Origin of the sequence: Nocardia sp. AB354, from assembly GCF_049538315.1 — a bacterium.
Taxonomy (GTDB): domain Bacteria; phylum Actinomycetota; class Actinomycetes; order Mycobacteriales; family Mycobacteriaceae; genus Nocardia; species Nocardia nova.
This window is the reverse complement of the sequence record NZ_JBMVFU010000005.1, coordinates 287,285-313,153: the sequence shown is the minus strand read 5'-3', so window position 1 is coordinate 313,153 and position 25,869 is coordinate 287,285. Positions and strand designations below refer to the sequence as shown.

The window sequence follows — 25,869 nt, the reverse complement described above, 5'->3', positions numbered from 1 at the left end:
CGGGCGTGCTCAGTTGCGGACGAAGGTGATGGGCAGGCCGTCCTTGGGGTAGGGCAGGGAGTGGTAGTCCAGGGGCGCGACGTAGGCGGGATCCACCCGCCAGTGGTAGTCGCGCAGCAGGCGATGCATGATCGACTTCACTTCCAGCCCACCGAAATGCATGCCGATGCATTTGTGCGCGCCGCCGCCGAAGGGCTCCCACGCGAAGCGATGGGATTTGTCCTCGCGGCGTTCGGGGCCGAAGCGGTCGGGATCGAAGGTGTGCGGGTCGGTCCAGTACTGCGGCATCAGATGGGTGAACTGGATTCCGACGACCACATCGGTGTCGGCCGGGATTCGAACCCCTTGGATCACCGTGTCTTTCACCGCGTAGCGGACCAGCACCGGAACCGGGGCGCGCAGTCGCAGCGCCTCGCGCATCACCAGATCGATGGACTCCAGGCGCTCGAGTTCGGCCATCGACGGCGCGGGGCCCAGCGCCGATGCCTCACTGCGGCAACGCTGCTGCCATTCCGGGTGTTGTCCGAGGTACTGCAGGATCGTCGAGGTGGTGATGGTGGAGGTGTCGTGGGCGGCCATCATCAAGAAGATCATGTGGTTGACCACGTCGTCGTCGCTGAACCGGGCGCCGTTCTCGTCTTCGATATGACACAGCACCGAGAAGATGTCGTCGGTCTGCTCGGCGCGTTTCGTGGGCAGATAGTGCCGTAGAAAGTCTTCGAGCACTCGCCGGCCGCGATAGGCCCTGCCCCAGCGGGTGAACGGCACGTTGCCGCGCACGATTCCGGCCGCGGCCTGCACGCACGCGATGAACGCCTTGTTGATCCGCTCCATCTGGGCCGGTGAGGTGTCCGCGGCGCCACCCATGAACAGATCGGCGGCGATATCGAGGGTGAGTTGCTTGAGTTTCCAGTAGGCGGGGAAGGATTCGCTCTCACCCCACTGCGCGACACCCTGTTCGATCGCCGGATGCAGGCGCTCGGTATAGGTCTGCAGGCGGGGGCGGGTGAACGCCTGCTGCATGATTCGCCGATGCCGCTTGTGCTCGTCGAAATCGATGAGCATGAGCCCGCCGTGGAAGAACGGGCCGACCAGCCGCGACCACGCCGGACCGTTGGCCAGCGCCCCGTCCTTGTTCAGCAGTGCCTCGCCGCACGCGTCGGGGCCGAGCAGCAGGGCCGCGGTCCGGCCGAGTGAGTACATCGGGGCGACCGGCCCGTAGTGATCCCATTCGCGCTGGAACAGAGCCAGCGGGTCCTGGGCGAATTGCAGAACTTGCCCGAGTACGGGGTAGCCGCGGTCCTCCCGCCGCTGCGTCGGGATGGGCCTGGTCTGCAGGGCGTCGGCCGTCATCGCACACCTCGTCTCTGTGATGTCGCTCACGTCACAGCCTGATTCAGGAAGGACATCCTGTCAATCTTCGTGTGGAACTCGCTGTGGCATGCTGGGGCCATGGCCGTGCAATCAGGGGTCTATCGCGGAGCGACCGCCGCCGAACGGGCCACCGAACGCCGGTCGCGGCTGCTGGACGCGGGGCTCACGGTGTGGGCCGAGGCGGGGACACGGACGACGATGACCGCGGTGTGTGCGGTGGCCGGACTCAGCGAGCGCTACTTCTACGAGAGTTTCACCGGACTCGACGCCCTGCTCGAGGCCGTGCTCGACGGGATCGCCGTCGACATCGAGAACATCAGCCGCGGCGCCGCCGACGCGGCGGGAAATGATCCGGAAGCCCGCATGCGGGCATCGATCGGCGCGTTCGTGCGGCTGCTGGTCGAGGATCCGCGCAAGGGGCGCGTCGCGATCGTCGAGTCGGTGGCGTTTCCGCACTTGCGAAGGCGGCGAACGGAATTGCTCCGGCACCTGGCGCACGAGTCGGCCCTCGAAGTGCGAACGTGGCTCGGCGATGCCGGCCGCAGCCGGGCCGCCGACGAAACCTCCGGTCTGCTGTTCATCGGCGGTATGGCCGAACTGGTCACCGCCTGGCTCGACGGTGCGATCGAGGTGACCGCCGACGAGATCGTCGAAGCTGCGTGCCGGGCGCTGCGCGGTCTCTACCGCTGAATGCCGGTGGTGAGGATGGCCGCGAGTTCGCGGTAGGCGTCGGCGTGGTCGAGGCCGGTTTCGGTGCGGACACCGCCCTGCTGGATGCGGACCATCATGGTCGCGGCGAGGTCGGCGGCGAAAGCGGCGTGTACTTCCCGGAATTCGCCGGCCGCGACTCCGTCGTCGACCAATTCGCGGACTCTTCTCGCCGCGAGGCGGGTGTTCTGTTCGTAGACCTCCCGGGCGGGTGCGAAGGCGTCCAGGTCGGTCATGAACTGCTGCGATGCGGCGCCGAGGACGGCTCCGACGGCGGACAGATAGGCGATGATGCGTTCGCGGGCGCCGGTGGTGGTCGCGATGCGTTGCTCGACATCGTCGGTGGCGCGCCGGAAGAAGTGCACGATGGCGGCGCGGACCAGCTGTTCCTTGCTGCCGGCGAGGGTGTAGAGCGTGCTCTTGGAACAGCGCAGCCGCGCGGCGATCTCGTCGAGGGTGAGATGGGCGAAGCCCTCGGTCAGGAAGAGGTCGACGAGTGCGTCGAACAGTTCGGTCCGCCGCCGGGTGCCGAAACCGCTGCGAGTCGTCTGCGCCATGCCTGAATAGTACTCAAACGAGTGTTGCAGTACTGTTCGGCGGACAGTACTGTGGCCGGTAACAGAGTACTGTCAGGCGTGGCCGAGAGGGAGAATGTCGTGGCTGTCGATCGATTGCTGCCCACCGACGAGGCGCACGAGCTGATCCAGCTCACCCGTGACATCGCGGACAAGGCGCTCGCGCCGATCGTCGACGAGCACGAGCGGTCGGAGTCGTATCCGACCGGTGTCTTCGCCACGCTCGGCGAGGCGGGGTTGCTGAGTCTGCCGTATCCGCAGGAGTGGGGCGGTGGCGGCCAGCCCTACGAGGTGTATCTGCAGGTGCTCGAGGAGATCGCGGCGCGGTGGGCGGCCGTCGCGGTGGCGGTGAGCGTGCACAGCCTCGCCTGCCATCCGCTGATGGCGTTCGGGACCGAGGAACAGCAGCGCCGCTGGCTACCGGAAATGCTCGGCGGCACCACGATCGGCGCCTACAGCCTGTCCGAACCGCAAGCGGGATCGGATGCCGCAGCGGTGGCGTGCAAGGCCGCGCCGGTGGACGGTGGTTATCGGCTCAACGGCACCAAGGCGTGGATCACCCACGGTGGGATCGCCGACTTCTACAACGTGTTCGCCCGGACCGGTGAAGGCTCGCGCGGGATCTCGTGCTTCCTGGTGCCGAAGGACCTCGAGGGTCTGAGTTTCGGCAAGCCCGAGGAAAAGATGGGCCTGCACGCGGTGCCGACCACGACCGCGCATTACGACGACGCGTACCTGCCCGCGGAGCGGCGGATCGGCGCCGAGGGGCAAGGTCTGCAAATCGCTTTGAGCGCCTTGGATTCCGGGCGCCTCGGGATCGCCGCGGTGGCGACGGGATTGGCGCAGGCGGCGCTCGACGAGGCCGTCGGCTATGCGAAGGAGCGCAGCACCTTCGGCCGCAAGATCATCGATCATCAGGGCCTGGGGTTCCTGCTCGCCGATATGGCCGCCGCCGTCGACTCAGCCCGGGCCACCTACCTCGACGCCGCGCGCCGTCGCGATGCCGGACTGCCCTACTCGCGGCAGGCCTCGGTCGCCAAGCTCGTCGCCACCGACGCCGCGATGAAGGTGACCACCGACGCGGTGCAGGTCTTCGGAGGCTACGGCTACACCCGCGACTTCCGTGTCGAGCGGTATATGCGGGAAGCCAAGATCACGCAGATCTTCGAGGGCACCAACCAGATTCAGCGTCTGGTCATCAGCCGCTCACTCGCGAAGTAGCCGCCCGCCAAGGACTTGGGGCGTTATCGGCCGCTGAAGAACTGCCAGATGACAGTGGCGGCGTCGAATTGCCGGCTGACCTTGCCGACGAGGGCGGCGGGCAGATATTGCGGGCCGCCGGGCCAGGTGTGGCCGCCGTTGTCGATCGAATACGCCGCTACCCGAGTGTTGTCGGCACACGCGACGGTCTCGGTGTGGACGGTGGTTCCGTCGTCGACGACAGTCGGCAGTTCGGCGGTCGTGACGGGGCCGCACCGGTTTTTCGTGCGCCACAGTTGCTGGGTGGCGTCGACGGACAGGACAGGGCTGGTGCCAGGGCCGAGGCGGCCGGAGGTCATCCGCACGACTCCGCCGTCGTAGGGGACGACCGGGTCCGCGGTGCCGTGGATTTCGAGCACCGGCAGCGGATGCGTGGGCGCGCAGTCGGCGGCATCGGCGGCGGGAAGCGGTCCGGCGACCGGCGCGATCGCGGCGATCTCGGCCGAGAGCCGGCAGCCGAGGTACTCGGTGAACATCGCGCCGTTGGACAGGCCGGTGGCATAGACGCGGGTCGGATCGACGTCGTTGTCGGCGACGAGGCGGTCGATGATCGCGGAGACGAAGGCGATATCGTCGATCCGCTTCGCGCCCGCGGTGGTGTCCGCGCCCCGGCCGTCGTTCCAGCTCTTGTCGGAGCCGACGGGGTAGACGGCGACGAAACCCTCGGTGTCGGCCAGGGCATCGAAACCGGTTGTGGCGGCCATGTTTTCGGCTGTTCCGCCGCCGCCGTGGAAGATGAGGACGGCCGGTCGTCTCCCCGGCCCGGGTGATGACGGTTCGTGGATCAGGTACTGCCGTGGCAGACCGCTCGACTCCACTGTGACCGCCCGGTCCCCGGCCGGAGCGGCATGCAAAGGAGCACATCCGCCCACTGCGGCGAGCAGACCGGCTGCCGCGACGACGGCCGGAATCGGTGCGAACGGCTTACCCATCGCACCACCGTAAACCGGATCCGTCGCTGCGTCGGCCGCGTGAAGCTGAGGATCTTCTGAAATCCGCAGGGGCGGCAGGACGTAACGCGACGCGGTGCCCGCCGGACGGTACGTCCGACAATCGGGCGCCGACTGCGACGATGATCGGTTCATGATCAGGCCGAGAGTGATCGTCAGCCGGGTGATGGAGGCAGGGCTCGTGGTCGTGGGGCTGGCCGTGTTGTGGGTCGGCGCTCCGAACGCCGGGCTCCTGATCTGGGACGTGCTGGCAGCCGTCTACGTCGGTATCTGGGCGGTGCGGCTGTGGCGGCACCGGCGCGAGGAGGACCCCGAGGAATCGCTCGTCGAAGTGCAGGGCACATCGCGACATCCGCGCACAAGTGCTGGTGCATTCGGTGCTCGGATTCTTCTACAACGCCGCGGTCATCGGTGTCGCGGTCGGCGTGGTGACCGGCGGGCGGTGACCAGCCCGACCGCACATGCGTCGGGCTATGGCGCGGGCCAGATCTCACGTAGGCGTGCGGCGGCGACCGCGCTCTGGCGCAGGCCCGCCTCGTAGGCGGGCCGGAGTGCGGCCGGATCGAAGACGTCCGCCCCGGTGGCGGCTATGGCTTGGGCGTCGGGGGACAGGGAAACCGTTGTGGCCGAGGCGAGTTCGTGGTCGGTCTCGGCTCGGGGGTAGAGGTGGGCGCCCGGTTCCAGGATCACGATCGTCTCGGCGCCGGCCGCGAGGTCGGCGTTGATCGGGGAGCGCACGCCGCCGTCGGTGTAGCGGCCGCCGTCGATCGGGATCGGCGGGAACACTCCCGGCACCGCCGTGCTCGCCGCGACCGCCTCCGCCACGGACGCCGCATCGGTTCGGGTCCACGCCCGCAGCTCTCCGGACTCGGCATCGACCGAGGTGATGATCAGATCGCGGTTCGGCCAGTGCGGCATCGCCAGCAGGGCGTCCATTCGCGCCACGTGTTCGGCGGCGTCGGCAGGGACGGCCGGGGCGGGTTCCTGCCCCGGCTCGGGCGGGGTGAGCAAGCGGGCGACGTCGCCGCCCTCGGCGAGTACCGCGGCGACGACCGCGCCGGCCGAGGTGCCGACGATGCGGTCCGCTCGCGCGAGGTCGATCCCGGCTTCCCGCAGGCCGACCAGCAGCCCGACCGTCCACACGGTGCCGACCGATCCACCTCCGCCCAGCACGAGCGCGGACCGAAAACCGTTGGGCTGCAGAGCGGAAGTCACGCGTCGAGCCTACCGGCGACCCGCGGGGCGGTGCTCCCACAGCCGGGGCCCGGTGCCGGCACACGGGGCCACGGTGTGACGTCCGCAGCAGGTGAGCGCGGAGGGCCTCCGGAAGGGCCGGACCGTAGCGGGTGGACGTATCCCGGGGACCGCCGAAGGGGGCGCCGCCGAGTGATCGCCGGGGGCAGCCGGGACGAGCGGATCTCCTGGTAAGCGGGTTGTGCGGGAAAGTTGCCGGAGTACGCTGAGTGGGTCGGCCTGCGATGAATCGGCGCATCGATGAATCGAGAGAACTCATGCACGAGCTGGCAATCGCGCAGGGGATCGTGAGCGGCGCGTGTGAACACGCTGCCGGGCGGCGGGTGCACCGCGTGACCGTCGCGATCGGGATGCTCTGCGCGGTGGTTCCGGATTCCCTGCACTTCTGTTTCGGCCTCGCGGCCGATGGGACCCTCGCCGAGGGCGCCGAACTCGTGATCGAGGAAGTTCCGGGCCGGGCGCGCTGCCGCACCTGCGGCGCCGAATTCGCTCTGCCCGATTTGATCCCGCTGTGCGCGTGCGGCAGCGCCGACGTCGACATCCGCGCCGGGCGGGAGCTGCGAATCCGCTCCATGGAGGTGAGTGACACATGTGCGCAACCTGCGGATGCGGCGGCGACGACACCCAGGCGGTGATCACCGGCCCGCACGAGCACGAACATCCGCACGACGGCGATCACGGACACGACCACTCCCACGATGCCGGTCACGGCCACGACCACTCGCACGACGGCGGTCACGGCCACGATCACCCGCACGACGGCAGCCACCCGCACGAGCACGGTCCCCGCCGAGGCGACGGGCACGATTCCCGGCACGAGGACGGCGGTCCGCCGACCGCGACCGTGACTCTGGAACAGAAGGTGCTGGCCAAGAACGACCAACTGGCACAAGAGAATCGGCGCTGGCTGGCCGAGCGGGACATTCTCGCGCTGAACCTCACCAGCTCACCGGGCGCGGGCAAGACGACGCTGCTCGAACGCACCATTCGGGAATGCCCGGGCATGCCGATCGCCGTCGTCGAGGGCGATCAGGAGACGCTGCTGGACGCGCGTCGGATCGAGTCCACCGGCTGCCCCGTGGTGCAGATCAACACCGGCGCCGGCTGTCATCTCGACGCGCAGATGACCCGCGGCGCGCTCGACTCGCTGGCCCCGGCGCGCGGCAGCGTGGTCTTGATCGAGAACGTCGGCAATCTGGTGTGCCCGGCGCTGTTCGACCTCGGCGAGCGCGCGAAGGTCGTGATCGTCTCGGTGACCGAGGGGACCGACAAGCCGCTGAAATATCCGCATATGTTCGCCGCGGCCGGGCTCGTGCTGATCAACAAGATCGACCTGCTGCCCTACGTCGACTTCGATCTCGCCGCCTGTACGCGCTACATCCACACGATCAACTCCGGGGTGCCGGTCCTCGCGATATCGGCGACCAGCGGAGAGGGCCTCGACGACTGGTACGGCTGGCTGGCCGGGCAACGCCCGTCCACGGTCGGCGCACCCATTGAGGTTCATATGTCACGCGACTAACATCTGTGTGGTCTGTATCACAGATTGAGACGGCTTCGAGCCGGATCGGCCAGCCCCGCCCGGCTCGGGAAGGCGGCGTTCATGCCAACCCAGGAAGCAGTTCGGGCCGAAGAGACGCTGATACACGTCCTGTGGATCAACGCGGGCCTCAGTTGTGACGGTGATTCGGTGGCGTTGACTGCCGCCACCCAGCCCAGTGTCGAGGAAATCGCTCTCGGAGCGCTTCCCGGCCTGCCCAAGATCGCCGTACATTGGCCGCTGATCGATTTCGAATGCGGTCCGAACGGGGGAGCCGACGACTTCCTCGAATGGTTCTTCAAGGCCGACCGCGGCGAACTCGAACCCTTCGTTCTGGTGGTCGAAGGCTCGATCCCGAACGAACAATTGCACGGCGACGGCTATTGGTGCGGTTTCGGCAACAACCCGGAGACCAACCAGCCGATGACCACCAGTGAATGGCTCGACCGGCTGGCGCCCAAGGCCACCGCGGTGGTGGCGGTCGGCACCTGCGCCACCTACGGCGGCATTCACGCGATGGCCGGTAATCCCACCGGAGCGATGGGAGTTCCGGACTATCTCGGCTGGCAGTGGAAGTCCAAGGCCGATATCCCGATCGTCTGCGTGCCGGGTTGCCCGATCCAGCCGGACAACCTGTCCGAAACACTGACCTATCTGCTGTACATGGCCACCGGCCAGGCGCCGATGATTCCGCTCGACGAGGCGCTGCGCCCGAAGTGGTTGTTCGGGGCGACCGTGCACGAGGGCTGCGATCGCGCGGGATATTACGAGCAGGGTGATTTCGCCGAGGAGTACGGCTCGCCGAAGTGCATCGTGAAATTGGGGTGCTGGGGCCCGGTCGTGAAATGCAATGTGCCCAAACGCGGCTGGCTCAACGGCGTCGGCGGATGCCCGAACGTCGGCGGTATCTGCATCGGCTGCACCATGCCGGGATTCCCGGACAAATTCATGCCGTTCATGGACGAACCACCCGGCGGGAAACTCTCGTCCTCCGCATCGGGGTTGTACGGATCGGTGATCCGCAGTCTGCGTCACATCACCGGCCGCACGGTCGACAAGGAGCCGCACTGGCGGCACAAGGGGGAGAAACTCGATACGGGCGCGACTCGCACCTGGTAGGAGGATCTCGCGATGACACAGATCATCCCGGAGGCGTCGCACAAGAAGATCGAGCCGGAGTCGCTCGTCGAAATGGCGTGGGACCCGATCACCCGTATCGTCGGCAGCCTCGGTATCTACACGAAGATCGATTTCGAGAATCGCGAAGTGGTCGAATGTCACAGCACGTCGTCCATCTTCCGCGGCTATTCGATATTCATGCGCGGCAAGGATCCGCGCGATGCGCACTTCATCACCAGTCGCATCTGCGGAATCTGCGGTGACAACCACGCCACCTGTTCGTGCTATTGCCAGAACATGGCCTACGGCGTGAAGCCGCCGCATCTGGGCGAGTGGATCGTCAATCTCGGCGAGGCCGCGGAATACATGTTCGACCACAACATCTTCCAGGAGAATCTGGTCGGGGTGGACTTCTGCGAAAAGATGGTGGCCGAAACCAATCCGAGCGTTCTCGACGCCGCTCGCAAGGCCGAGGCGCCGCACGCCGCGATGCACGGCTATCGCACCATCGGCGACATCATGGAAGCGCTCAATCCCTTCACCGGTGAGTTCTACCGCGAGGCGCTGCAGGTGAGCCGGTATACGCGAGAGATGTTCTGCCTCATGGAAGGCCGGCACGTGCATCCCTCGACGCTGTATCCCGGCGGCGTCGGCACGGTCGCGACCGTCCAGTTGATGACCGACTACATGTCGCGGCTGATGCGCTACGTCGAATTCATGAAGAAGGTCGTGCCGATGCACGACGACCTGTTCGACTTCTTCTACACCGCGGTGCCCGGATACGAGCGGGTCGGGCTGCGGCGCACCCTGCTGGGATGCTGGGGCTCGTTCCAGGATCCGGAGGTCTGCAACTTCGAGTACAAGGATATGGAGGACTGGGGCCGGCGGATGTTCGTGACGCCGGGTGTGGTGGTGGACGGCAAACTCGTCACCACCTCGCTGGTCGACATCAACCTCGGACTCCGAATCCTTTTGGGCAGTTCGTATTACGACGACTGGACCGATCAGGATATGTTCGTGAAGACCGATCCGCTGGGCAATCCGGTGGACCGGCGCCATCCGTGGAATCAGCACACCAACCCGAAGCCGCAGAAACGCGACCTCGACGACAAATACAGCTGGGTGATGTCACCGCGCTGGTTCGACGGCAAGGACCATCTGGCCCTCGACACCGGCGGCGGCCCGCTGGCCCGATTGTGGTCGACGGCGCTGGCCGGGCTGGTCGACATCGGCTACGTGCGCTCGACCGGGCACAGCGTGCAGATCAACCTGCCCAAGACCGCCTTGAAGGGGCCGGTGGAACTCGAATGGAAGATTCCGGAGTACGGGAGCAACACCATCGAGCGCGATCGCGCCCGCACCTACTTCCAGGCCTACGCGGCGGCATGCGCACTGCATTTCGCCGAGCAGGCGCTCGCGGAGATCCGGGCCGGGCGGACCAAGACGTGGGAGCACTTCGACGTGCCCGCCGAGGGGATCGGCTGCGGTTTCACCGAGGCCGTGCGCGGGGTGCTGTCGCATCACATGGTGATCCGCGACGGCAAGATCGCGAACTACCACCCCTATCCGCCGACGCCGTGGAATGCCAGCCCGCGCGACAGCTTCGGCACGCCAGGCCCCTACGAGGACGCGGTGCAGGGACAGCCGATCTTCGAGGAGAACGACCGCGAGCACTTCAAGGGCATCGACATCATGCGCACCGTGCGCAGCTTCGATCCCTGCCTGCCCTGCGGCGTGCACATGTATCTCGGGAAGGGCACGACCCTGGACCTGGTGCATTCACCGGCACAGATATCGACCGTCGGATAGCGGGAGATCCGGTCCCGGCGGCAGGAGGAGGCGATATCCACGCGTCCTGACGGTGAGTCCGCTGCGACGGTCGGCGACGACCGGTGGCGCAGCGCGGGCGATCGCATCGAGACCCTGCTCGATGCCAGTTCCGCGGGCGGTGCGGCGGCTCGGGAACGGGCCGAGGCGCTGGTCGGCGAGGTGGTCGACCTGTACGGCGCCGGTCTGCGGCGCATCCTCGCCGTCCTTGACGAGGGCACGGTGCAGCGTCTGCTCGACGACGACCTGATCGCCAGTCTGCTGCTGGTGCACGGCCTGCATCCGCACGACGTGGCGACCCGGGTCGCCGGCGCGCTGGACAGTGTGCGGCCGTATCTGGGATCGCACGGCGGCGACGTGCGATTGCTCGAGGTCACCGCGGAGGCGGTGGTGCGGCTGGAGCTGACCGGAAGCTGCCGCAGTTGCCCGTCGTCCTCGGTGACACTGGAACTGGCGGTGGAGGACGCCGTGCGCGCGGCCGCCCCGGAGATCACCGCGATCGAGGTGGTCACCGCCGAGGCGGGCGCCGACGCCGCGGTGATCGCCCCGGAGACGCTGTTCGCGCACGTGCGATCCGGCGGAAACTGGATCGGCGCACCGGAATTGGCCGAGCTGGCCGCCGGTGAGGTCGGCGGATTCGCGCTGGCCGGGCTGAGCGTGCTCGCCTGCCGAGTCGGCGACGAGATCTACGTCTACCGCGATCACTGCCCGAACTGCGATCGGACGCTGGCCGGTGCGGTGCTGCACCGCGGGGTCTGCGGCGATCCGGTGCTGCGCTGCCCCGGTTGCCGCGCCCACTTCGACGTCGTGCACGGCGGCGCCCGGCTCGACGGGGCCGGACATCTCGAGCCGCTGCCGGTGCTGGTGCGTGACGGCGAACTGTCGGTGGCGATTCCGGTGGGGGTGGGCGGATGAATCCGACCGTGCGCGCCCTGCGCCGCCTCGCGGCCGAACGCCCGCCGACGCCGGTCGCGGGGGAGCGGTGCGAGATGTGCGCGGAACCCGTCGGCGCGGACCATCCGCACGTCGTCGACACCGAGAGCCGGCGCATGTTGTGCGTGTGCCGGGGCTGCTCTCTGCTGTTCACCGATCAAGGTGCGGCCCTGCGCTACCGGGCGGTACCGCGGCGATACGTCTCGTTCCCGGATTTCCGGATGACCCTGCCGGAGTGGGACGGCCTCGAGATCCCTGTGGGCCTTGCCTTCTTCTTCCACAGTTCGTCGGCCGGGCGCACCGTCGCGTTCTATCCGGGACCGGCCGGTGCCACCGAATCCGAACTGCCCCTGGACAATTGGACCGCCTTCATGGAGCGGCATCCGGAATTCGGCGATCTCGCCGACGATGTCGAAGCGCTGCTGATCCAGGTCCCCGACGGTGACGCGCCCGCACGCTGCCTGCTGCTGCCGATCGACGCCTGCTACGAGTTCGTCGGCCGGATCCGCCTGCTGTGGCGCGGTTTCGACGGCGGTGCGGACGTGCGCGACTACGTGGCGCGATTCTTCGCCGAGACGACAGCGCGGGCCCGGGCCTTCGATCCGGGGGAGGCGCCGTGAGCCCCGCCTACGCCACCACCTTCGCGGTGCTCGGGCTGAAGCCCGAACCGTACGCGGTCACTCCGATCCTGTCCGCGCGGATCGGAATCGCCTCCGTCGGTGCCGAACCCGTCCACGCCATCGCGCTGCGCGCCCAGGTGCGCATCGAGCCGAACCGCCGGACCTACACCGATGCCGAGAGCGCCGGACTGCTGGATCTGTTCGGTCCGCGCGACCGCTGGGACCACACCCAGCGCTCGTTCCTGTGGATGCACTGCGCGACCACGGTTCCCGGCTTCACCGGCGGCGCCGAGGTGGATCTGCCGATGCCGTGCACCTACGACCTCGAGGTCGCCGGATCGAAGTATCTGCACGCGCTGCGCGACGGCGAGGTGCCGCTGCTGTTCCTGTTCAGCGGGACCGTGTTCATCCGTGGCAGCAACGGTTTCGCCGTGCAGCAGATCCCGTGGGACCGCGACGACCGCTACCGGATGCCGGTCTCGGTGTGGCGGGAACTGATGGCGGCGCACTTCCCGGCCACGGGCTGGCTGCGGCTGCACGAGGACACTCTGGCCGCGCTCGCGGCCTACAAGGGCGAGCACGGGCTGCTAGGTTTCGACGAGACGGTCGCGCGATTGCTCGCGAGCGCGCAGGAGTCGGCGTGAGTACCGCGGGATCGAGCCGAGCACGAGCCCGCGCGGTCGCCGACGCGGTGCTCTACGAGGGCTATCTGCTCTACCCGTACCGGGCTGACGCGCGAAAGAACCGCTGCCGCTGGCAATTCGGCGTCCTCGGTCCGGTCGGAGCGCACGCGTCCGGATTGGGGGAGGAGTCCGAACTCACTGGGCAGATGCCGATAGCCCCGGACGGCGACCCGGTCCTGCGGTTCACACTGCGGTTCCTGCAGCTGCAACATCGCGCCGCCGCGGGCACCACCCGGCCCGACTGGGACGAGGCCGTCGAACGGGAGGTCACCGTCGGACCGTGCGCCCCGGTCGCCGTGACGGTGCCGTTCGAGGTTCCGGGAGGTCGCGACACCGAATCCCTCGTCGATCCGGCCACCGGGCGCGCGGACGTCGTGCGCACTCGCCGGCCGCTGCGCGGCGAATTCGAGCTGGCCGTCGCGACCGAGGGCGGATATCCGATCCTCACCGTGACCGTGCGCAATACCGGGGAGCCGGCTACCGACCGTCGCGACGCCCTGGCTCGCTCCATGCTCGGCGCGCACGTGATCGCCGAGGCCGCCGGCGCGGAATTCGTCTCGCTGCTGGAACCGCCGCCGGAGGCCGAGGCCGCCGTGGCGCGGTGCGTCCAGCATCGCTGCTTCCCGGTACTGGCCGGACCGCCCGGCGACCGCAGCCTGATGCTGATTTCGCCCATCATCCTCTACGACCATCCCGAAATCGCCGAGCAGAGCCAGGAATCGCTCTACGACGCCACCGAGATCGACGAGATCCTCACCCTGCGCGTGATGGCCATGACCGACGAGGAGAAGGCGGCCGCGCGGGCCACCGATCCGCGCGCGGCCCGCATCGTCGACAACTGCGACGCGATGACCGCCGAGCAGATGGCCCGACTGCACGGCGTGCTGCGCGACCCGGGCGCCGGGCAGAACCGGCTGGTGCCGGAAATTCCGCCCGGGACGGACTGGTGGGATCCGGTGGCCGACGGTGCTGTGCGGCCCGATTCGGACGCCGTGCCCATCGCCGGGACGCTGGTGCGCAAGGGGAGCATGGTCCGGCTGCATCCGGCCCGGCGCGCCGACATCCACGACATGTTCTTCGACGGCAGGGACGCACGGGTCACCTCGGTGCACGCCGACGTCGACGGGCGCACCCACGTCGGTGTGGTCATCGCCGACGATCCCGGAGCCGATCTGCACGAATGGTACGGGCGCTACCTGTATTTCGATCCCGACGAACTGGAACCGCTGGACGGACCGGGCGAGTAGCGCGGCCGGAGGAAAGGACGGATGTCATGGAGACGGTGGGAATGGTGGCGACGGGAATCGTCGCGGCGGCGGTCGTCGTCCTGGCGCTGATCGGAATCCGCTCGATTCCGGATATGCGCCGCTATCTGCGAATGCGGCGCATGTGAACAGCCGGGTGCTGGTCGCCGGAATCGGCAACATCTTCCTCGGCGACGACGGATTCGGCCCCGAGGTGGTGCGGCGGATACCGCCGGACCGCGAGGACGGCGTGCGGGTGGTCGACTACGGCATCCGCGGTATGCATCTGGCCTACGACCTGCTCGACCCCTGGGATGCGCTGGTCCTGGTCGACGCGGTCCCGAATCGGGGCGCGGCGGGCCGCATCGAGGTGATGCGCGCCGAACCGGACCAGGAGGCGCCGGCCGGTCTGGACGCCCACGGGATGGATCCGGCGGCGGTGTTCGCGGGGGTGCGGGCGCTGGGCGGGGTCGTGCCACCCACCGTGGTCGTGGGCTGTCAGGTGCTGTCGACCGATGAGGGGATCGGCCTGTCCGAACCGGTGGCGGCCGCGCTGGACGAGGGCGCCGAGACCGTGGCGCGGGTGGTCGCGCAACTGCGGATGTCGCGAACGGAGGTGTGATCGTGTGCCTCGGAATTCCGGGCCGGGTCGTGGAGATCGTCGACGGCTACGCGGGTCAGCTGGCTCTCGTCGATGTCTCCGGCGCCGAGCGCAAGGTGAATATCGGCCTGCTGGAAGACGATCCGGTGGGACCGGGTGACTGGGTGATCATCCACATGGGCCTCGCGGTCGAGCGCACCGACGAGGCGGGGGCCCGCGAGGCGCTCGCCGGACTGCGACTGCTGAGCCGGGGCGAACCGTGAGTACCGAGGCGGGCCGAGGAGCCGACACCGGGCGCGCTCGGTGCCGGCTGATCGTGCGCGGTGTGGTGCAGGGCGTGGGATTCCGGCCCTTCGTCTACAGCACCGCCGCCGAACTCGCGCTGACCGGCAGTGTCGCCAACGACAGCGACGGGGTGATCGTCGACATCGAGGGAACACCCTGGGCACTCGCCGAATTCACCGATCGGGTGCGCCACCGGCCGCCCCCGCTGGCCGTGGTCGACTCCGTGGAGCGCACCGATCTGCCGGTGCGCGGCGGAACCGGATTCCACATCGCCGGCACGACCCGTGGCAGCGGCCGCACCCTGGCCTCGCCCGATGTGGCGATCTGCGCCGACTGCGCGCGGGAGCTGGCCGATCCCGCCGATCGCCGCTACCGGCATCCGTTCATCACCTGTACCAACTGCGGGCCGAGATTCACCATCATCGCGAGTCTGCCCTACGACCGCGAGCGGACGTCGATGGCCGATTTCGCCATGTGCGAGCGCTGCGCGCGCGAGTATCACGATCCCGCCGATCGCCGCTTCCACGCCCAGCCGATCGCCTGCCCGGACTGCGGGCCCACCCTGCGCTACTCCGGTCCGGGAACCGGTGATCCCGTGGCCGCCGCGCGAAAGACGTTGCGCGAGGGCGGAATCGTGGCGGTCAAGGGGATCGGCGGCTATCACCTCGCCTGCGCCGCCGACGACGAGGATGCGGTGGCGCGGCTGCGTGTGCGTAAACGCCGCGGCGCCAAACCCTTCGCCGTCATGGTCGCCGATCCGGCCGCGGCCCGCACCGTCGCACATGTCGACGCGGCCGCCGCGGCGGTGCTGAGCGGACCCCAGCGCCCGATCGTGCTGCTGCCGCGGCGCGGGCACGTGCTGACGGACGCGGTGGCGCCGGGCCTTCGCGATCTCGGGGTGATGCTGGCCTACACCCCGCTGCACCTGCTGCTGTTCGGACTGCCCGGCGACTCGCCCGGACCACTCGCGCTGGTGATGACCTCGGCCAATCTCGGCGGCGAACCCCTCTGCTACACCGACGAGGACGCCGCGCGGCGGCTGCCGGAACTGGCCGACGCCGTGCTGGACCACGACCGCCGCATCCTCGTGCCCTGCGACGATTCGGTGGTCCGGCTGGTCGACGGCATCGAACTGCCGATCCGCCGCTCCCGGGGGTACGCGCCGCTGCCGCTGGCGCTGCCGCAGGAGTCGGCGCCCGTCCTCGCGGTCGGCGCGGATGTGAAGAACACCTGCGCGGTCGCCGAGGGCCGGTACGCGTGGTTGAGCCAGCACATCGGCGATATGGACGATCTCGCCACGCTGCGCGCATTCGGCGCCGCCGAACACCATCTGGAGGAACTGACCGGAGTGCACCCGGCGCGGCTGGCGGTCGACGCCCATCCCGGCTACCGCTCCAGCGCCTGGGCGCGACGGGCCGCGGCCGGACGGCCGGTACACACGGTGCAACATCACCACGCCCACATCGCGGCGGTGATGGGGGAGCACGGTCTGCCCGGCTCGTCGACCGTCCTCGGAATGGCTTTCGACGGAACGGGTTTCGGCCCGGACGGGGCGATCTGGGGCGGTGAGGTGCTGGCCGCCGGCTACAAGGGGTTCCGGCGCCTGGCGCATCTGGCCTACGTCGCGCTACCGGGTGGTGACGCCAGCGTGCACCGGCCCTACCGGATGGCGCTGGCTCATCTGCACGCCGCCGGCATCCCGTGGGAGGAATCCCTCGCCTCGGTCGCCGCGTGCCCGCCCGCCGAGCGCCGGGTCCTCGCCCATCAACTCCGCACCGGGCTGGGCTGCGTTCCCACCTCGAGTATGGGACGGCTGTTCGACGCGGTGGCGTCGCTGGCGGGTGTGCGCCACGTGGTCGACTACGAGGCCCAGGCCGCCATCGAATTGGAGGCCCGCGCCCGCGACGCGGATCCCGGCCACGGCTACCGATTCGCGCTCGGCGCGGCGGATCCCGACGGCGCCGTGCGAATCGATCCGGCTCCGGTGCTGGCGGCGGTGGTCGCCGACCTCGCGGCGGGAGCCGGTGCGGACCTCGTCGGCGCGCGCTTCCACGTCGCGGTCGCCGAACTCGTGGCCGCCCTGGCGCGCCGGTTCGGCGAACCGGGTGTACCGGTGGCCCTCTCCGGCGGCGTGTTCCAGAACGCGCTGCTGCTCTCGCTCTCGCGAAAACGGCTGCGGGACGAGGGTTTTCACGTCATCACTCATCACAGAGTGCCACCCAACGACGGCGGCCTGGCATTCGGGCAGCTGCTCGCCGCCGGGGCTCGATGAGCGAAAGGAAGGAACCGATCATGTGCCTGGCAGTCCCGGGGAAGGTGCTCGACCTGTACGAGCGCGACGGCACGCTGATGTCGGTTGTCGACTTCGGCGGTGTCCACAAAGACGTGTGCCTGCAATACATTCCGGATGCCGCGGTCGGCGACTACGTCGTCGTGCACGTCGGATTCGCCATTCAGCGCCTCGACGAGGAGTCGGCGCTGGCCACCCTGGCCGAATTCGAACACCTCGGTGTGCTGAACGAGGAATTCGGCGACGGATTCGCCATCGCCGCCCGGCAGTCCGGCCTTCCCGATCCCACCTCCGGCGCACCGTCGGAGTCCGCCCGCGACGACGAGGTGAACCGATGAAATACCTGGACGAATTCAGCAATCCCGAACTGGCTCAGCGCCTGCTCGAACGCATCCGCGCCGCGACCTCGCGCCGCTGGTCGATCATGGAAGTCTGTGGCGGGCAGACGCATTCGATCATCCGGCACGGCATCGACCAGCTGCTGCCGGACACCATCGAGATGATTCACGGCCCCGGCTGCCCGGTCTGCGTCACACCGCTGGAGGTGATCGACAAGGCGCTCGAGATCGCCGCCCGCCCGGAGGTCATCTTCTGCTCCTTCGGCGACATGCTGCGGGTGCCGGGCAGTTCCAAGGATCTGTTCCGGATCAAGAGCGAGGGCGGCGACGTGCGAGTGGTGTATTCGCCGCTCGACGCGCTCACCCTCGCCAAACAGAATCCCGACCGTCAGGTGGTGTTCTTCGGGATCGGATTCGAGACCACCGCCCCGGCCAACGCCATGACGGTGTATCAGGCCCGGCGGCTGGGCATCGAGAACTTCTCGCTGCTGGTCTCGCACGTACTGGTCCCGCCGGCGATCGCCGCGATCATGGAATCCCCGGACTGCCGGGTCCAGGCGTTCCTGGCCGCCGGTCACGTGTGCTCGGTGATGGGTATCGGCGAATACCCGCCGCTGGCGCGGAAGTACCGAGTTCCCATGGTGGTCACGGGATTCGAGCCGCTGGATATTCTCGAGGGTATCCGCCGCACGGTGATCCAGCTCGAACAGGGACGCTGCGACGTCGAGAACGCTTATCCGCGTGCGGTACCGGCCGAGGGCAATCCGGCCGCGAAGGCCATGCTGCAGGACGTCTTCGAGGTCACCGATCGTGGTTGGCGCGGCATCGGCGTCATTCCGCGCAGCGGGTGGCGGCTCTCGCCGCGCTATCGCGACTTCGACGCCGAATACCGATTCAGCGTGGGCGATATCCACACCGCCGAATCGTCGGTCTGCCGCTCGGGAGAGGTGCTGCAGGGGCTGATCAAGCCGACCGATTGCGCGGCGTTCGGCACCCGCTGCACACCGCGTAACCCGCTGGGCGCCACGATGGTGTCCTCCGAGGGCGCCTGCGCCGCCTACTACCTGTATCGCCGCCTGGATCTGCCGGCGGAGGTGGCTCATGCTTGACCACGCCGGAACCTCCACCCCGGCACCGGTATTCGACGCCGACAGCTGGGTGTGCCCGCTGCCGCTGCGGGATTCACCGACCATCGTGATGGCGCACGGGGGCGGAGGTGCGATGTCGGGCGAGCTGATCGAGCATCTGTTCCTGCCCGCGTTCGGCTCCGCCGCCGACGCCGCGCTCGGGGATGCGGCGGTGGTCGAGGTCGGGGCCGCCAGGCTGGCCTTCTCCACCGATTCGTTCGTGGTGAAACCGCTCGTCTTTCCCGGCGGCACGATCGGCGAGCTGGCGGTCAACGGCACCGTGAACGATCTGGCCATGGCCGGTGCGCAGCCCCTGGTGCTGTCGACGGCGTTCATCCTGGAAGAGGGCACCGACCTGGCCGATATCGCGCGGGTCGCCGAAGCCATGGGCGCCGCCGCCGTCACCGCCGGGGTGAAGCTCGTGACCGGCGATACGAAAGTGGTCGATTCCGGCCACGGGGACGGCATCTTCGTCAACACCGCGGGCATCGGGCTGGTGCCCGCGGGGGCCGACATCCGCCCCGAGCGCGCCCGGCCCGGCGACGTCGTGCTGGTCAGCGGTGATATCGGCGTGCACGGGGTAGCGGTGATGAGTTGCCGCGAGGGCCTGGAATTCGGCACCACCGTGCGCAGTGACACCGCCGCGCTGAACGGTCTGGTGGCCGCGATTCTCGAGACCGGCGCCGATGTGCACATGCTGCGCGACCCCACCCGCGGCGGGGTCGCGGCGACACTGAACGAGATCGCGAAAGCGGCGCATGTCGGTGTGCGGCTGGACGAACGCGCACTGCCGATTCCGGACGCGGTCCGCGATGCCTGCGGATTGCTGGGACTGGATCCGCTGTACGTGGCCAACGAGGGGAAGGCGATCGCCTTCGTCGCCGCCGAGGACGCGGACCGCGCGCTGGCGGCCATGCGGGCCCATCCGCTGGGCGCGCGGGCCTGCGCGATCGGCGTCTGCGTCGACGAACATCCCGGGATGGTGGTCGCGCGCACCGCCCTCGGCGGTACCCGGGTGGTGGATCTGCCCGCAGGCGAACAGCTTCCGCGGATCTGCTGAGCGTCCGGTAGGGGCGCAGGCGGGAGATACGATGCGGCCGTCGGTGACGATATCGCCCGCCCGGAGGTGGGCACGGGACCGGCGCGGCCGGCGCCGCGACGTGATCGGCATGGCCGTGACCGTGGCCGCGCTGCACGTCGCGGGGTGGGGGCTGCTGGCCGCTCTGGTCGTCCCGGGCCACTATGCGGTCGGCAACGTGGTGTTCGGCGCCGGATTGGGCGTGACCGCCTATACGCTGGGGATGCGGCACGCCTTCGACGTCGACCATATCGCCGCCATCGACAACACCACCCGCAAGCTGGTGGGCGAGCGCAGACAACCGCTGTCGGTCGGATTCTGGTTCTCGCTGGGACATTCCACCGTCGTCTTCGTCATGGTCGGTGCGCTGGCACTGGGCGCTCGGGCACTGGCGTCCGGTGTCGAGGACGACGGTTCCGGCCTGCGGCGCTGGACCGGTACCTTCGGCAGCGGCGTCTCGGGAACCTTCCTGTTGCTCATCGGCCTGCTGAACCTGGTGTCGCTCATCGGAATCGGACGAGCACTGCGCCGGGGCGAGGGCGACGAGCGGGACCTCGATTCCCGGCTGCACGCCCGTGGGGCCCTGAACCGGGTGCTGGATCCGCTGGTCCGCGCGGTTCGCAGGCCGGGGCAGATGTATCCGATCGGAGTGCTGTTCGGGCTGGGATTCGACACGGTCACCGAGGTGAGTCTGCTGGTGCTCGCCGGTAGCGCGGCGGCCGACACCGACCTGCCCTGGTACGCGATCGTCGTTCTGCCCCTGCTGTTCTCGGCCGGGATGACGCTGTTCGACTCGCTGGACGGGGCGTGTATGAACGCCGCCTACGGCTGGGCCTGCGTCGCGCCGGCACGCAAGATCTACTACAACCTGCTGGTGACCGGGCTGTCGGTCGCGGTGGCCCTGCTGATCGGCGCCCAGGAGATCGTCTCCGTGGTCACCGGCGCACTGGGCATCACCTCCGGCCCGCTGGCCTGGATCGGCGGTCTCGATCTGGGGGCGATGGGTTTCGTCGTGGTGGCGCTGTTCCTCGCGACTTGGCTGCTGGCGCTGATCCTGTGGCGGCGCGGGCAATCCCCGCGTGCGGCCCCCGAGGGCCCGACATGAGCGGGCCGCAGATGTTCGCGCGGTACGCCTACGCGCCGAACGCGCTGGGCTACTGCGGCCCGGCCGACGCCCCCGCGCTGGCCGGCGGGACCGATGCCGAGATCCGGGCCGTGGCACGGCGCTTCTCCGGAGCCTGGCCGTATCTGCGGGTGCTGTCGTCGATGACCGGGATCGGCGATCCGCTCGACCCGCGACTGGTCGAATCCTATTGGCTCGGTGGGGGAGTCGGCGCCGGCATCGATCGGGCGGAATTCCTGTCGGAGCTGTTGTCGGTGATCGGACCGATCGCCGGTGGATACTGGCGTCATCTGGGCCCGGAGCTGGCGCCGGAAAGCGCGCCCAACCACAACTTCCACGTGTTCGGCATCTATCCGTGGACCCGGCTGCTCGACCGGGGGCCCGCCGACCTGCCGCTGCGCGTGCTCGACAACTGCCGGATCAGCTGGGCGCGGGTGTGCGCGCGAGACGCCACCACCGCGACGGTTTCCGTGCGCCGGCTGCGCTGGAGCGATTCGCACCTGTCGCTTGCGGCAGCGTCGCCGCGCCGCATCGAGCTGGCCGGCGCGGGCATCGATGCCGCCGATGTCGAGGTGGGCGATCATCTCGCGCTGCACTGGGACCACATCTGCTGCCGGCTCGACCCCACCCGGGTCGAGCGGCTCGAGGCCGCGACGGCCTGGCAACTGGCGGCCACCAACCGCCGGCTCGACCCGCACTCCGCGCCACCGGCCGCCGGGCGGTCGCGAGCCTCGTGACCGCCGATGCCGATCACGGCCCGGGGTGCTCGCGCAACATTCGCTGGCGGGTGATCTGGGCGTCGACGACCGCGCCGAGCAGAATCGCGAAGTTGGTGAGCCACAACCACATCAGCAGGACGATCGCCGCGGTCAGTGACCCGTACACGCGATTGAGCGAGTCGAAATGCGCGGCGTACAGGGCCAGTCCGGCCGACCCCGCGATCCAGATGCCCACGGCGATCACGCTTCCGGAGGTGAGCCAGCGCAACCGCTGGCCCTCGGTGTTCGGCGCGACCCAATACAGCAGCGCCAGTGCGACACTGACCAGCAGGGCCAGCAGCGGCCATTTCACGATCGACCAGACGAGCAGGCCCGCCGAACCCATTCCGATCCGGTTGCCGGCGTGTTCGGCGAGGCCGGGAGTGATGGCGAAGCCGAGCACGGTGACGACCACGGCGACCACCAGAATCAGGCCCAGTGCGAACCGCAGCGGCAGTGTGCGCCACAGGGATCGGCTCTCCCGCACACCGTAGAGGGCGTTGGCCGCCCGGATGAACGCCCCCAGATAGGTCGATACGGTCCAGAACGCCGACAACAGGCCCACCACCGCCATCGGACCGGACAGCGACTGGACCGACTGCAGATGATGAATCGACTCGGCGATCAGTGAGGTGCCGCCGCCGGGCCCCAGCCGCCCGGCCGCGCCCGCGAGCGAGTCGGCGGGGGCGGGTCCGGCGATGCTCAGCACCACGATGGCGATCAGCAGCGCCGGAAACAGCGACAACATGCTGTAGTACGTCAATGCCGCCGCCCAATCGGACAATTCGTCCGACCACGCCGCCCGCACGGTACGCAGGAGCACCCTGACCTCGGCCCGGCGAAACACCCGGTACCGAAGCGCGGGCTCCGATCCGACCGCCACAGTCGCTACCTCCCAGCAGTTTTCGATCCGCGCACAGTCGGATCGCCGGCGCCTGGTTTCGGAATACCACTACCGCATCCCGCCACGCACCGCGATGGCGGAGAGGGTACGGCCGGCGCTCGCCTATTCCGCGTCGGTGGTGGATGCGGCCGCGACGCGTTCGAGCGCCCGCAGGTCCTTCTCGATGACCTCGTAGCACACGTAGGCGAGGATGAAGCCGATGATGCCGCCGACGCACAGGATGCGGATCGCCCAGATGATGGATTCGATATCCGGCGCCGGCAGGAACGTGATGCCCGTGACGCCCACCAGCGGTACGGCGGCGGCCGCGGTGAGGTAGATGCCGGTACGCCGGGCGAGCCGGCGCAGGTGTTCGACGTCGGCGGCGGCGGACCGTCCGTGGGCCAGGAAGAGCGGGTACAGGAACCGCACCACGTACCAGGTGATCGCGAAGTACGGGTAGGCCAGGGCGACCGCACCGCAGACGACCAGGGACAGCAGGAAATGCGTGTAGGTGCCGCGCGGCACGCCGCCGGCGACGAGATTCAGCATCACCGGAAATATCACGCCACCGGCGAACCAGAACACGAAAGCGATGGCGGCCACCCGGTTGCCGAGCCGCAGCGCATCGATGCGAGCGCTCGTGAGAACGGCCTCGGGATAGTCACGCCCGTTGTGCAGTCCGATGGACACCTCGATGAGATGGCGCGCGATGTAGAGGATCAGGAGTGTGGCCGCCACGATGGCCAGCGGATACAGCACCTGGGCCACATCGTGGAAGGACCGCTGGATCTCGGGCGTGAGTTTGCTGACGATCAGCGTCCTATTGTAGTAGTAGTTGTACCATGCGGCGGCAAGATTGGGCACAGCGATCGCGATCGCCAGAATCGGTATCGGCCACAGCGGCCCGCGCGGCCGATGGCTGTCCGGTGGTGCGTCGACGAGCTCCCGGGCCCGCGGGTCGAGGCAGAGCTCGAATTGCTGGGCCAGCTCCGCGCCGTTGGCCCAGCGATCGGTGCGCCGCGGCGCCAGGCAGGTCAGCAGCACGCGGCGCAGTGAGGCCGGGCAGTCGGCGGGAAGGTCGTCGAGGAATTGCGACGCGATCGGGCGGCGCCGCATGTCGAGGAGCTGTTCGACCGAGTCCTGTGAATCCTTCGCCGCGGTCGGCGGAAACGGGCGGCGCCCGGTCAGCAACTCCCACAGCATGACGCCCAGAGCGTAGATATCGCTGCGCGTGTCGAGGTCGTCCACCGTGCCGGACAGTTGCGGGTGGCTCGCCTCGAGATGTTCGGGAGACATGTAGGCCAGCGATCCGCCGAAGTACGCCACCGGACTGCTGCCCGCGACGTGGTCGCTGAAGCTGATGTTGAAGTCGGCCAGTTTGGGTGCGGCGTCGGCGGAGAGCAGGACGTTGGCCGGTTTGATATCGCGGTGCAGCACACCGCGTCTTTCGGCGTAGTCGAGGGCTTCGGCGAGCCGGCGGCCGAGCCAGGCGACGGTTTCCGGCCAGGACAGGGCCGCGATCTCGTCCCGCGCGCGGCTGCTCGAGGTGGGGATCTCGCCTTTGTCCGCCAATGCCTCGTCGACCGCGTCCAGCAGCAGCCGCCCGCTGCGTCGCTCCGGCGCGGTCGCGCGGACCCGCGTCAGCACCGCGGCCAGCGTGCCACCCGGAACGTATTGCATGTACAGCAGCTTCAGTCCCCGGTCCGGCAGCACCCGCTGGTCGTACACCCGGACGATGGATTCGTGATCCAGCTGAGCCAGGGTTTGGGGTTCGGTGCCGTGGTCCGCGGAGATCTTCACCGCCACCAGTCGCTGCAGCGACCGCTGCCGGGCCAGGAAGACCTGGGCGAACGCGCCGCGGCCGAGCTCGAGCAGCAGATCGAAATCGTCGATCCGGTCGCCGGGCTCGAGATCGGCGGCGGGGGACGGGTGCGGCCGCGGCCTGGTCGCGCCGGGGGACTGCTCGTCCGCGGTGGGTTGCGGCGCAGTATCCACCGCCCGATCGGCCGACGGGTCGAAGGCGGCGGTGGCATCGCCTTCCGGTCGAGCGCCCATGTGCTGGTCACTCCGGGATGAGACATCGAGACATGGCGAATTTTATCGCGCTCCGGGCTGCGAATCGGCCGGTCTCGAATGAGGTGGCAAGACGGTTATCCGACAGCGATTTCCGCCCGCCACGAGCGTCCCGATCCCGCGCAGGTCGACCGGCGCGCCGTAGCCGGTCGATTACTTTTCGGTGACGATTGTCATGGCGGATGTCGAGCGGTTATACCGTCGTTACAGCGAGTGAAGAGCTTTTCTGGGCGTTGCAGGCGTTTAGGAGGTTCGAATGGTAGTGCTCGTACAACGCCGGCCGGCACCGGTGGCCGCGGCGGCGAATCTATTGCTCGACAGCGACGCGACTTCGGTGAATTCTTTTCGGCGCAAGCGTTTTCGGTGGCCGTGGCAACTGGCCGACATGTTCGTGTCGGCGGCGGCGCAACTCTATGTCGGTGAGGGCAAAGCGCAGATCTCCGCCGTGCGCACGCTGGCCGAGATCGCGGACGCGTCCGCGGCCACCCCGCGCCAGCAATGCGTGGACGTGCTCTGCGGTTATCTCCGACTGCCCCGTGCGGCCGGCCGGCTCGGCGGATACGACCGGACGGTGCGGCGGACCATCACGTCCGTCATCGCCGACCACCTCCGCCGCGGCGCGCGGCGCAGCTGGTCGCGCGCCACCTTCGATTTCCGCAATGCGCGAATCGAGGATGCCGATTTCACCGGTGCGGTTTTCGGCGGCTCCGCGAATTTCGAACGCGCGAACCTGACGGGCATCACTCGATTCGACGGCGCGACATTCTCCGCCGACACCCAATTCCAGGCGGCGACCTTCGATACCGTGTGGTTCCGGGAGGCGGTGTTCACCGATCGCGCCAAATTTTTCGGCGCCCGATTCGAGCGGGCCCGATTCGACGGAACCACCTTCCGCGGCAGCGCCCAATTTCCACTGGCGATCTTCTCCGGCGACGCCCGATTCCACCGGGCGGCCTTCCACGGCGGGGCGTATTTCGACAGCGCGCAGTTCCGTGGCCATGCCGACTTCGGTGCGGCCGGCTTCACCGGGCCGGCCCGGTTCGACGGTGCCGCGTTCACCATCGACAGCTCTTTCGAACGCGCCCGATTCCTCGACCCGATGCCCGCGGAGCGGCCATCGGCCGAAGCGGACCCGTCGTTCACCGCACCGGCGCCGCACGGCCCCGCCCACCGGATACCGGTCGCCGCATGCCTGTAGCCGCACCGCGTCGGCGGTGGAAACA

26 protein-coding genes are annotated in these 25,869 nt (G+C 68.8%); 20 read left to right on the top strand and 6 right to left on the bottom strand.

Annotated elements, in window-relative coordinates:
• Positions 1-9: 9 nt before the first annotated feature.
• Positions 10-1,353 (bottom strand): cytochrome P450, encoded by a 1,344-nt coding sequence (locus ACPCUW_RS10260; RefSeq protein ID WP_423424460.1) that lies wholly within the window; start codon positions 1,351-1,353, stop codon positions 10-12.
• Between the two features lie 99 nt (positions 1,354-1,452).
• Here ACPCUW_RS10260 and ACPCUW_RS10255 point away from each other — a divergent pair, with 99 nt between their 5' ends.
• Positions 1,453-2,064 (top strand): TetR/AcrR family transcriptional regulator, encoded by a 612-nt coding sequence (locus ACPCUW_RS10255; RefSeq protein WP_423424458.1) that lies wholly within the window; start codon positions 1,453-1,455, stop codon positions 2,062-2,064.
• Here ACPCUW_RS10255 and ACPCUW_RS10250 read toward each other — a convergent pair.
• Positions 2,055-2,639, bottom strand: a complete 585-nt coding sequence (locus ACPCUW_RS10250) for a TetR/AcrR family transcriptional regulator (RefSeq protein WP_423424456.1) — start codon at positions 2,637-2,639, stop codon at positions 2,055-2,057. The two genes, ACPCUW_RS10255 and ACPCUW_RS10250, sit on opposite strands and share 10 nt — an antisense overlap.
• Positions 2,640-2,738: 99 nt before the next feature.
• Between ACPCUW_RS10250 and ACPCUW_RS10245 the strand changes: the two genes are divergently transcribed.
• Complete coding sequence (locus tag ACPCUW_RS10245; protein ID WP_423424455.1) at positions 2,739-3,878, top strand: acyl-CoA dehydrogenase family protein; 1,140 nt, start codon at positions 2,739-2,741, stop codon at positions 3,876-3,878.
• A gap of 23 nt (positions 3,879-3,901) precedes the next feature.
• Here ACPCUW_RS10245 and ACPCUW_RS10240 read toward each other — a convergent pair whose 3' ends face one another.
• Positions 3,902-4,849 carry an alpha/beta hydrolase family esterase gene (locus ACPCUW_RS10240; RefSeq protein ID WP_423424453.1) on the bottom strand — a complete coding sequence of 316 codons (948 nt, stop codon included), beginning with the start codon at positions 4,847-4,849 and terminating at the stop codon, positions 3,902-3,904.
• Between the two features lie 489 nt (positions 4,850-5,338).
• Complete coding sequence (locus ACPCUW_RS10235; RefSeq protein WP_423424451.1) at positions 5,339-6,082, bottom strand: patatin-like phospholipase family protein; 744 nt, start codon at positions 6,080-6,082, stop codon at positions 5,339-5,341.
• Positions 6,083-6,378: 296 nt separating this feature from the next.
• On the opposite strand from ACPCUW_RS10235, the gene ACPCUW_RS10230 reads away from it, so the two are divergent.
• The 17 genes from ACPCUW_RS10230 (at position 6,379) to ACPCUW_RS10150 (ending at position 21,666) form a co-directional block, all read left to right on the top strand.
• The gene (locus tag ACPCUW_RS10230) at positions 6,379-6,756 is read left to right on the top strand and encodes a hydrogenase maturation nickel metallochaperone HypA (protein WP_423424450.1); all 378 of its coding nucleotides are present in this window, start codon (positions 6,379-6,381) and stop codon (positions 6,754-6,756) included.
• Entirely contained in the window at positions 6,711-7,643 is a 933-nt protein-coding gene (gene hypB, locus ACPCUW_RS10225; protein ID WP_423424448.1) for a hydrogenase nickel incorporation protein HypB, read from the top strand. The genes ACPCUW_RS10230 and hypB overlap by 46 nt, the downstream gene beginning before the upstream one ends.
• Positions 7,644-7,724: 81 nt before the next feature.
• Positions 7,725-8,780, top strand: a complete 1,056-nt coding sequence (locus ACPCUW_RS10220; protein WP_063014144.1) for a hydrogenase expression protein HypE — start codon at positions 7,725-7,727, stop codon at positions 8,778-8,780.
• A gap of 12 nt (positions 8,781-8,792) precedes the next feature.
• Positions 8,793-10,589, top strand: coding sequence for a nickel-dependent hydrogenase large subunit (locus tag ACPCUW_RS10215; protein WP_423424447.1), 1,797 nt, complete (start codon positions 8,793-8,795; stop codon positions 10,587-10,589).
• 33 nt (positions 10,590-10,622) lie between these two features.
• Positions 10,623-11,522 carry a NifU family protein gene (locus ACPCUW_RS10210; protein WP_423424505.1) on the top strand — a complete coding sequence of 300 codons (900 nt, stop codon included), beginning with the start codon at positions 10,623-10,625 and terminating at the stop codon, positions 11,520-11,522.
• Positions 11,519-12,160: a DUF5947 family protein gene (locus ACPCUW_RS10205; RefSeq protein ID WP_423424445.1), complete on the top strand. Its 642-nt coding sequence runs from the start codon at positions 11,519-11,521 to the stop codon at positions 12,158-12,160. The genes ACPCUW_RS10210 and ACPCUW_RS10205 overlap by 4 nt, the downstream gene beginning before the upstream one ends.
• Positions 12,157-12,804, top strand: a complete 648-nt coding sequence (locus ACPCUW_RS10200; protein WP_423424444.1) for a DUF6084 family protein — start codon at positions 12,157-12,159, stop codon at positions 12,802-12,804. The genes ACPCUW_RS10205 and ACPCUW_RS10200 overlap by 4 nt, the downstream gene beginning before the upstream one ends.
• Positions 12,801-14,090 carry a hypothetical protein gene (locus tag ACPCUW_RS10195; RefSeq protein ID WP_423424442.1) on the top strand — a complete coding sequence of 430 codons (1,290 nt, stop codon included), beginning with the start codon at positions 12,801-12,803 and terminating at the stop codon, positions 14,088-14,090. Before ACPCUW_RS10200 ends, ACPCUW_RS10195 begins: the two co-directional genes overlap by 4 nt.
• Before the next feature lie 26 nt (positions 14,091-14,116).
• A complete protein-coding gene (locus ACPCUW_RS10190) occupies positions 14,117-14,236 on the top strand; it encodes a DUF6893 family small protein (protein ID WP_372453225.1) in 120 nt (39 codons plus the stop codon).
• A complete protein-coding gene (locus ACPCUW_RS10185) occupies positions 14,233-14,709 on the top strand; it encodes a hydrogenase maturation protease (RefSeq protein WP_423424440.1) in 477 nt (158 codons plus the stop codon). The genes ACPCUW_RS10190 and ACPCUW_RS10185 overlap by 4 nt, the downstream gene beginning before the upstream one ends.
• Positions 14,710-14,711: 2 nt before the next feature.
• A complete protein-coding gene (locus ACPCUW_RS10180; protein ID WP_063014200.1) occupies positions 14,712-14,951 on the top strand; it encodes a HypC/HybG/HupF family hydrogenase formation chaperone in 240 nt (79 codons plus the stop codon).
• The gene (gene hypF, locus ACPCUW_RS10175) at positions 14,948-17,245 is read left to right on the top strand and encodes a carbamoyltransferase HypF (RefSeq protein WP_423424438.1); all 2,298 of its coding nucleotides are present in this window, start codon (positions 14,948-14,950) and stop codon (positions 17,243-17,245) included. Before ACPCUW_RS10180 ends, hypF begins: the two co-directional genes overlap by 4 nt.
• Positions 17,246-17,265: 20 nt before the next feature.
• Complete coding sequence (locus ACPCUW_RS10170) at positions 17,266-17,601, top strand: HypC/HybG/HupF family hydrogenase formation chaperone (RefSeq protein WP_063014128.1); 336 nt, start codon at positions 17,266-17,268, stop codon at positions 17,599-17,601.
• Positions 17,598-18,710 (top strand): hydrogenase formation protein HypD, encoded by a 1,113-nt coding sequence (hypD, locus tag ACPCUW_RS10165; RefSeq protein WP_195049698.1) that lies wholly within the window; start codon positions 17,598-17,600, stop codon positions 18,708-18,710. The genes ACPCUW_RS10170 and hypD overlap by 4 nt, the downstream gene beginning before the upstream one ends.
• A complete protein-coding gene (hypE, locus tag ACPCUW_RS10160; RefSeq protein WP_423424437.1) occupies positions 18,703-19,788 on the top strand; it encodes a hydrogenase expression/formation protein HypE in 1,086 nt (361 codons plus the stop codon). The genes hypD and hypE overlap by 8 nt, the downstream gene beginning before the upstream one ends.
• A gap of 31 nt (positions 19,789-19,819) precedes the next feature.
• Positions 19,820-20,911 (top strand): HoxN/HupN/NixA family nickel/cobalt transporter, encoded by a 1,092-nt coding sequence (locus ACPCUW_RS10155; RefSeq protein ID WP_423424435.1) that lies wholly within the window; start codon positions 19,820-19,822, stop codon positions 20,909-20,911.
• Entirely contained in the window at positions 20,908-21,666 is a 759-nt protein-coding gene (locus ACPCUW_RS10150) for a DUF6390 family protein (RefSeq protein ID WP_423424434.1), read from the top strand. The genes ACPCUW_RS10155 and ACPCUW_RS10150 overlap by 4 nt, the downstream gene beginning before the upstream one ends.
• A 13-nt stretch (positions 21,667-21,679) precedes the next feature.
• Here ACPCUW_RS10150 and ACPCUW_RS10145 read toward each other — a convergent pair whose 3' ends face one another.
• Entirely contained in the window at positions 21,680-22,570 is an 891-nt protein-coding gene (locus tag ACPCUW_RS10145) for a YihY/virulence factor BrkB family protein (protein ID WP_423424432.1), read from the bottom strand.
• 123 nt (positions 22,571-22,693) lie between these two features.
• A complete protein-coding gene (locus ACPCUW_RS10140) occupies positions 22,694-24,628 on the bottom strand; it encodes a serine/threonine-protein kinase (protein WP_423424431.1) in 1,935 nt (644 codons plus the stop codon).
• Positions 24,629-24,902: 274 nt separating this feature from the next.
• Here ACPCUW_RS10140 and ACPCUW_RS10135 point away from each other — a divergent pair, with 274 nt between their 5' ends.
• Entirely contained in the window at positions 24,903-25,844 is a 942-nt protein-coding gene (locus ACPCUW_RS10135) for a pentapeptide repeat-containing protein (protein ID WP_423424430.1), read from the top strand.
• Positions 25,845-25,869 lie beyond the last annotated feature (25 nt).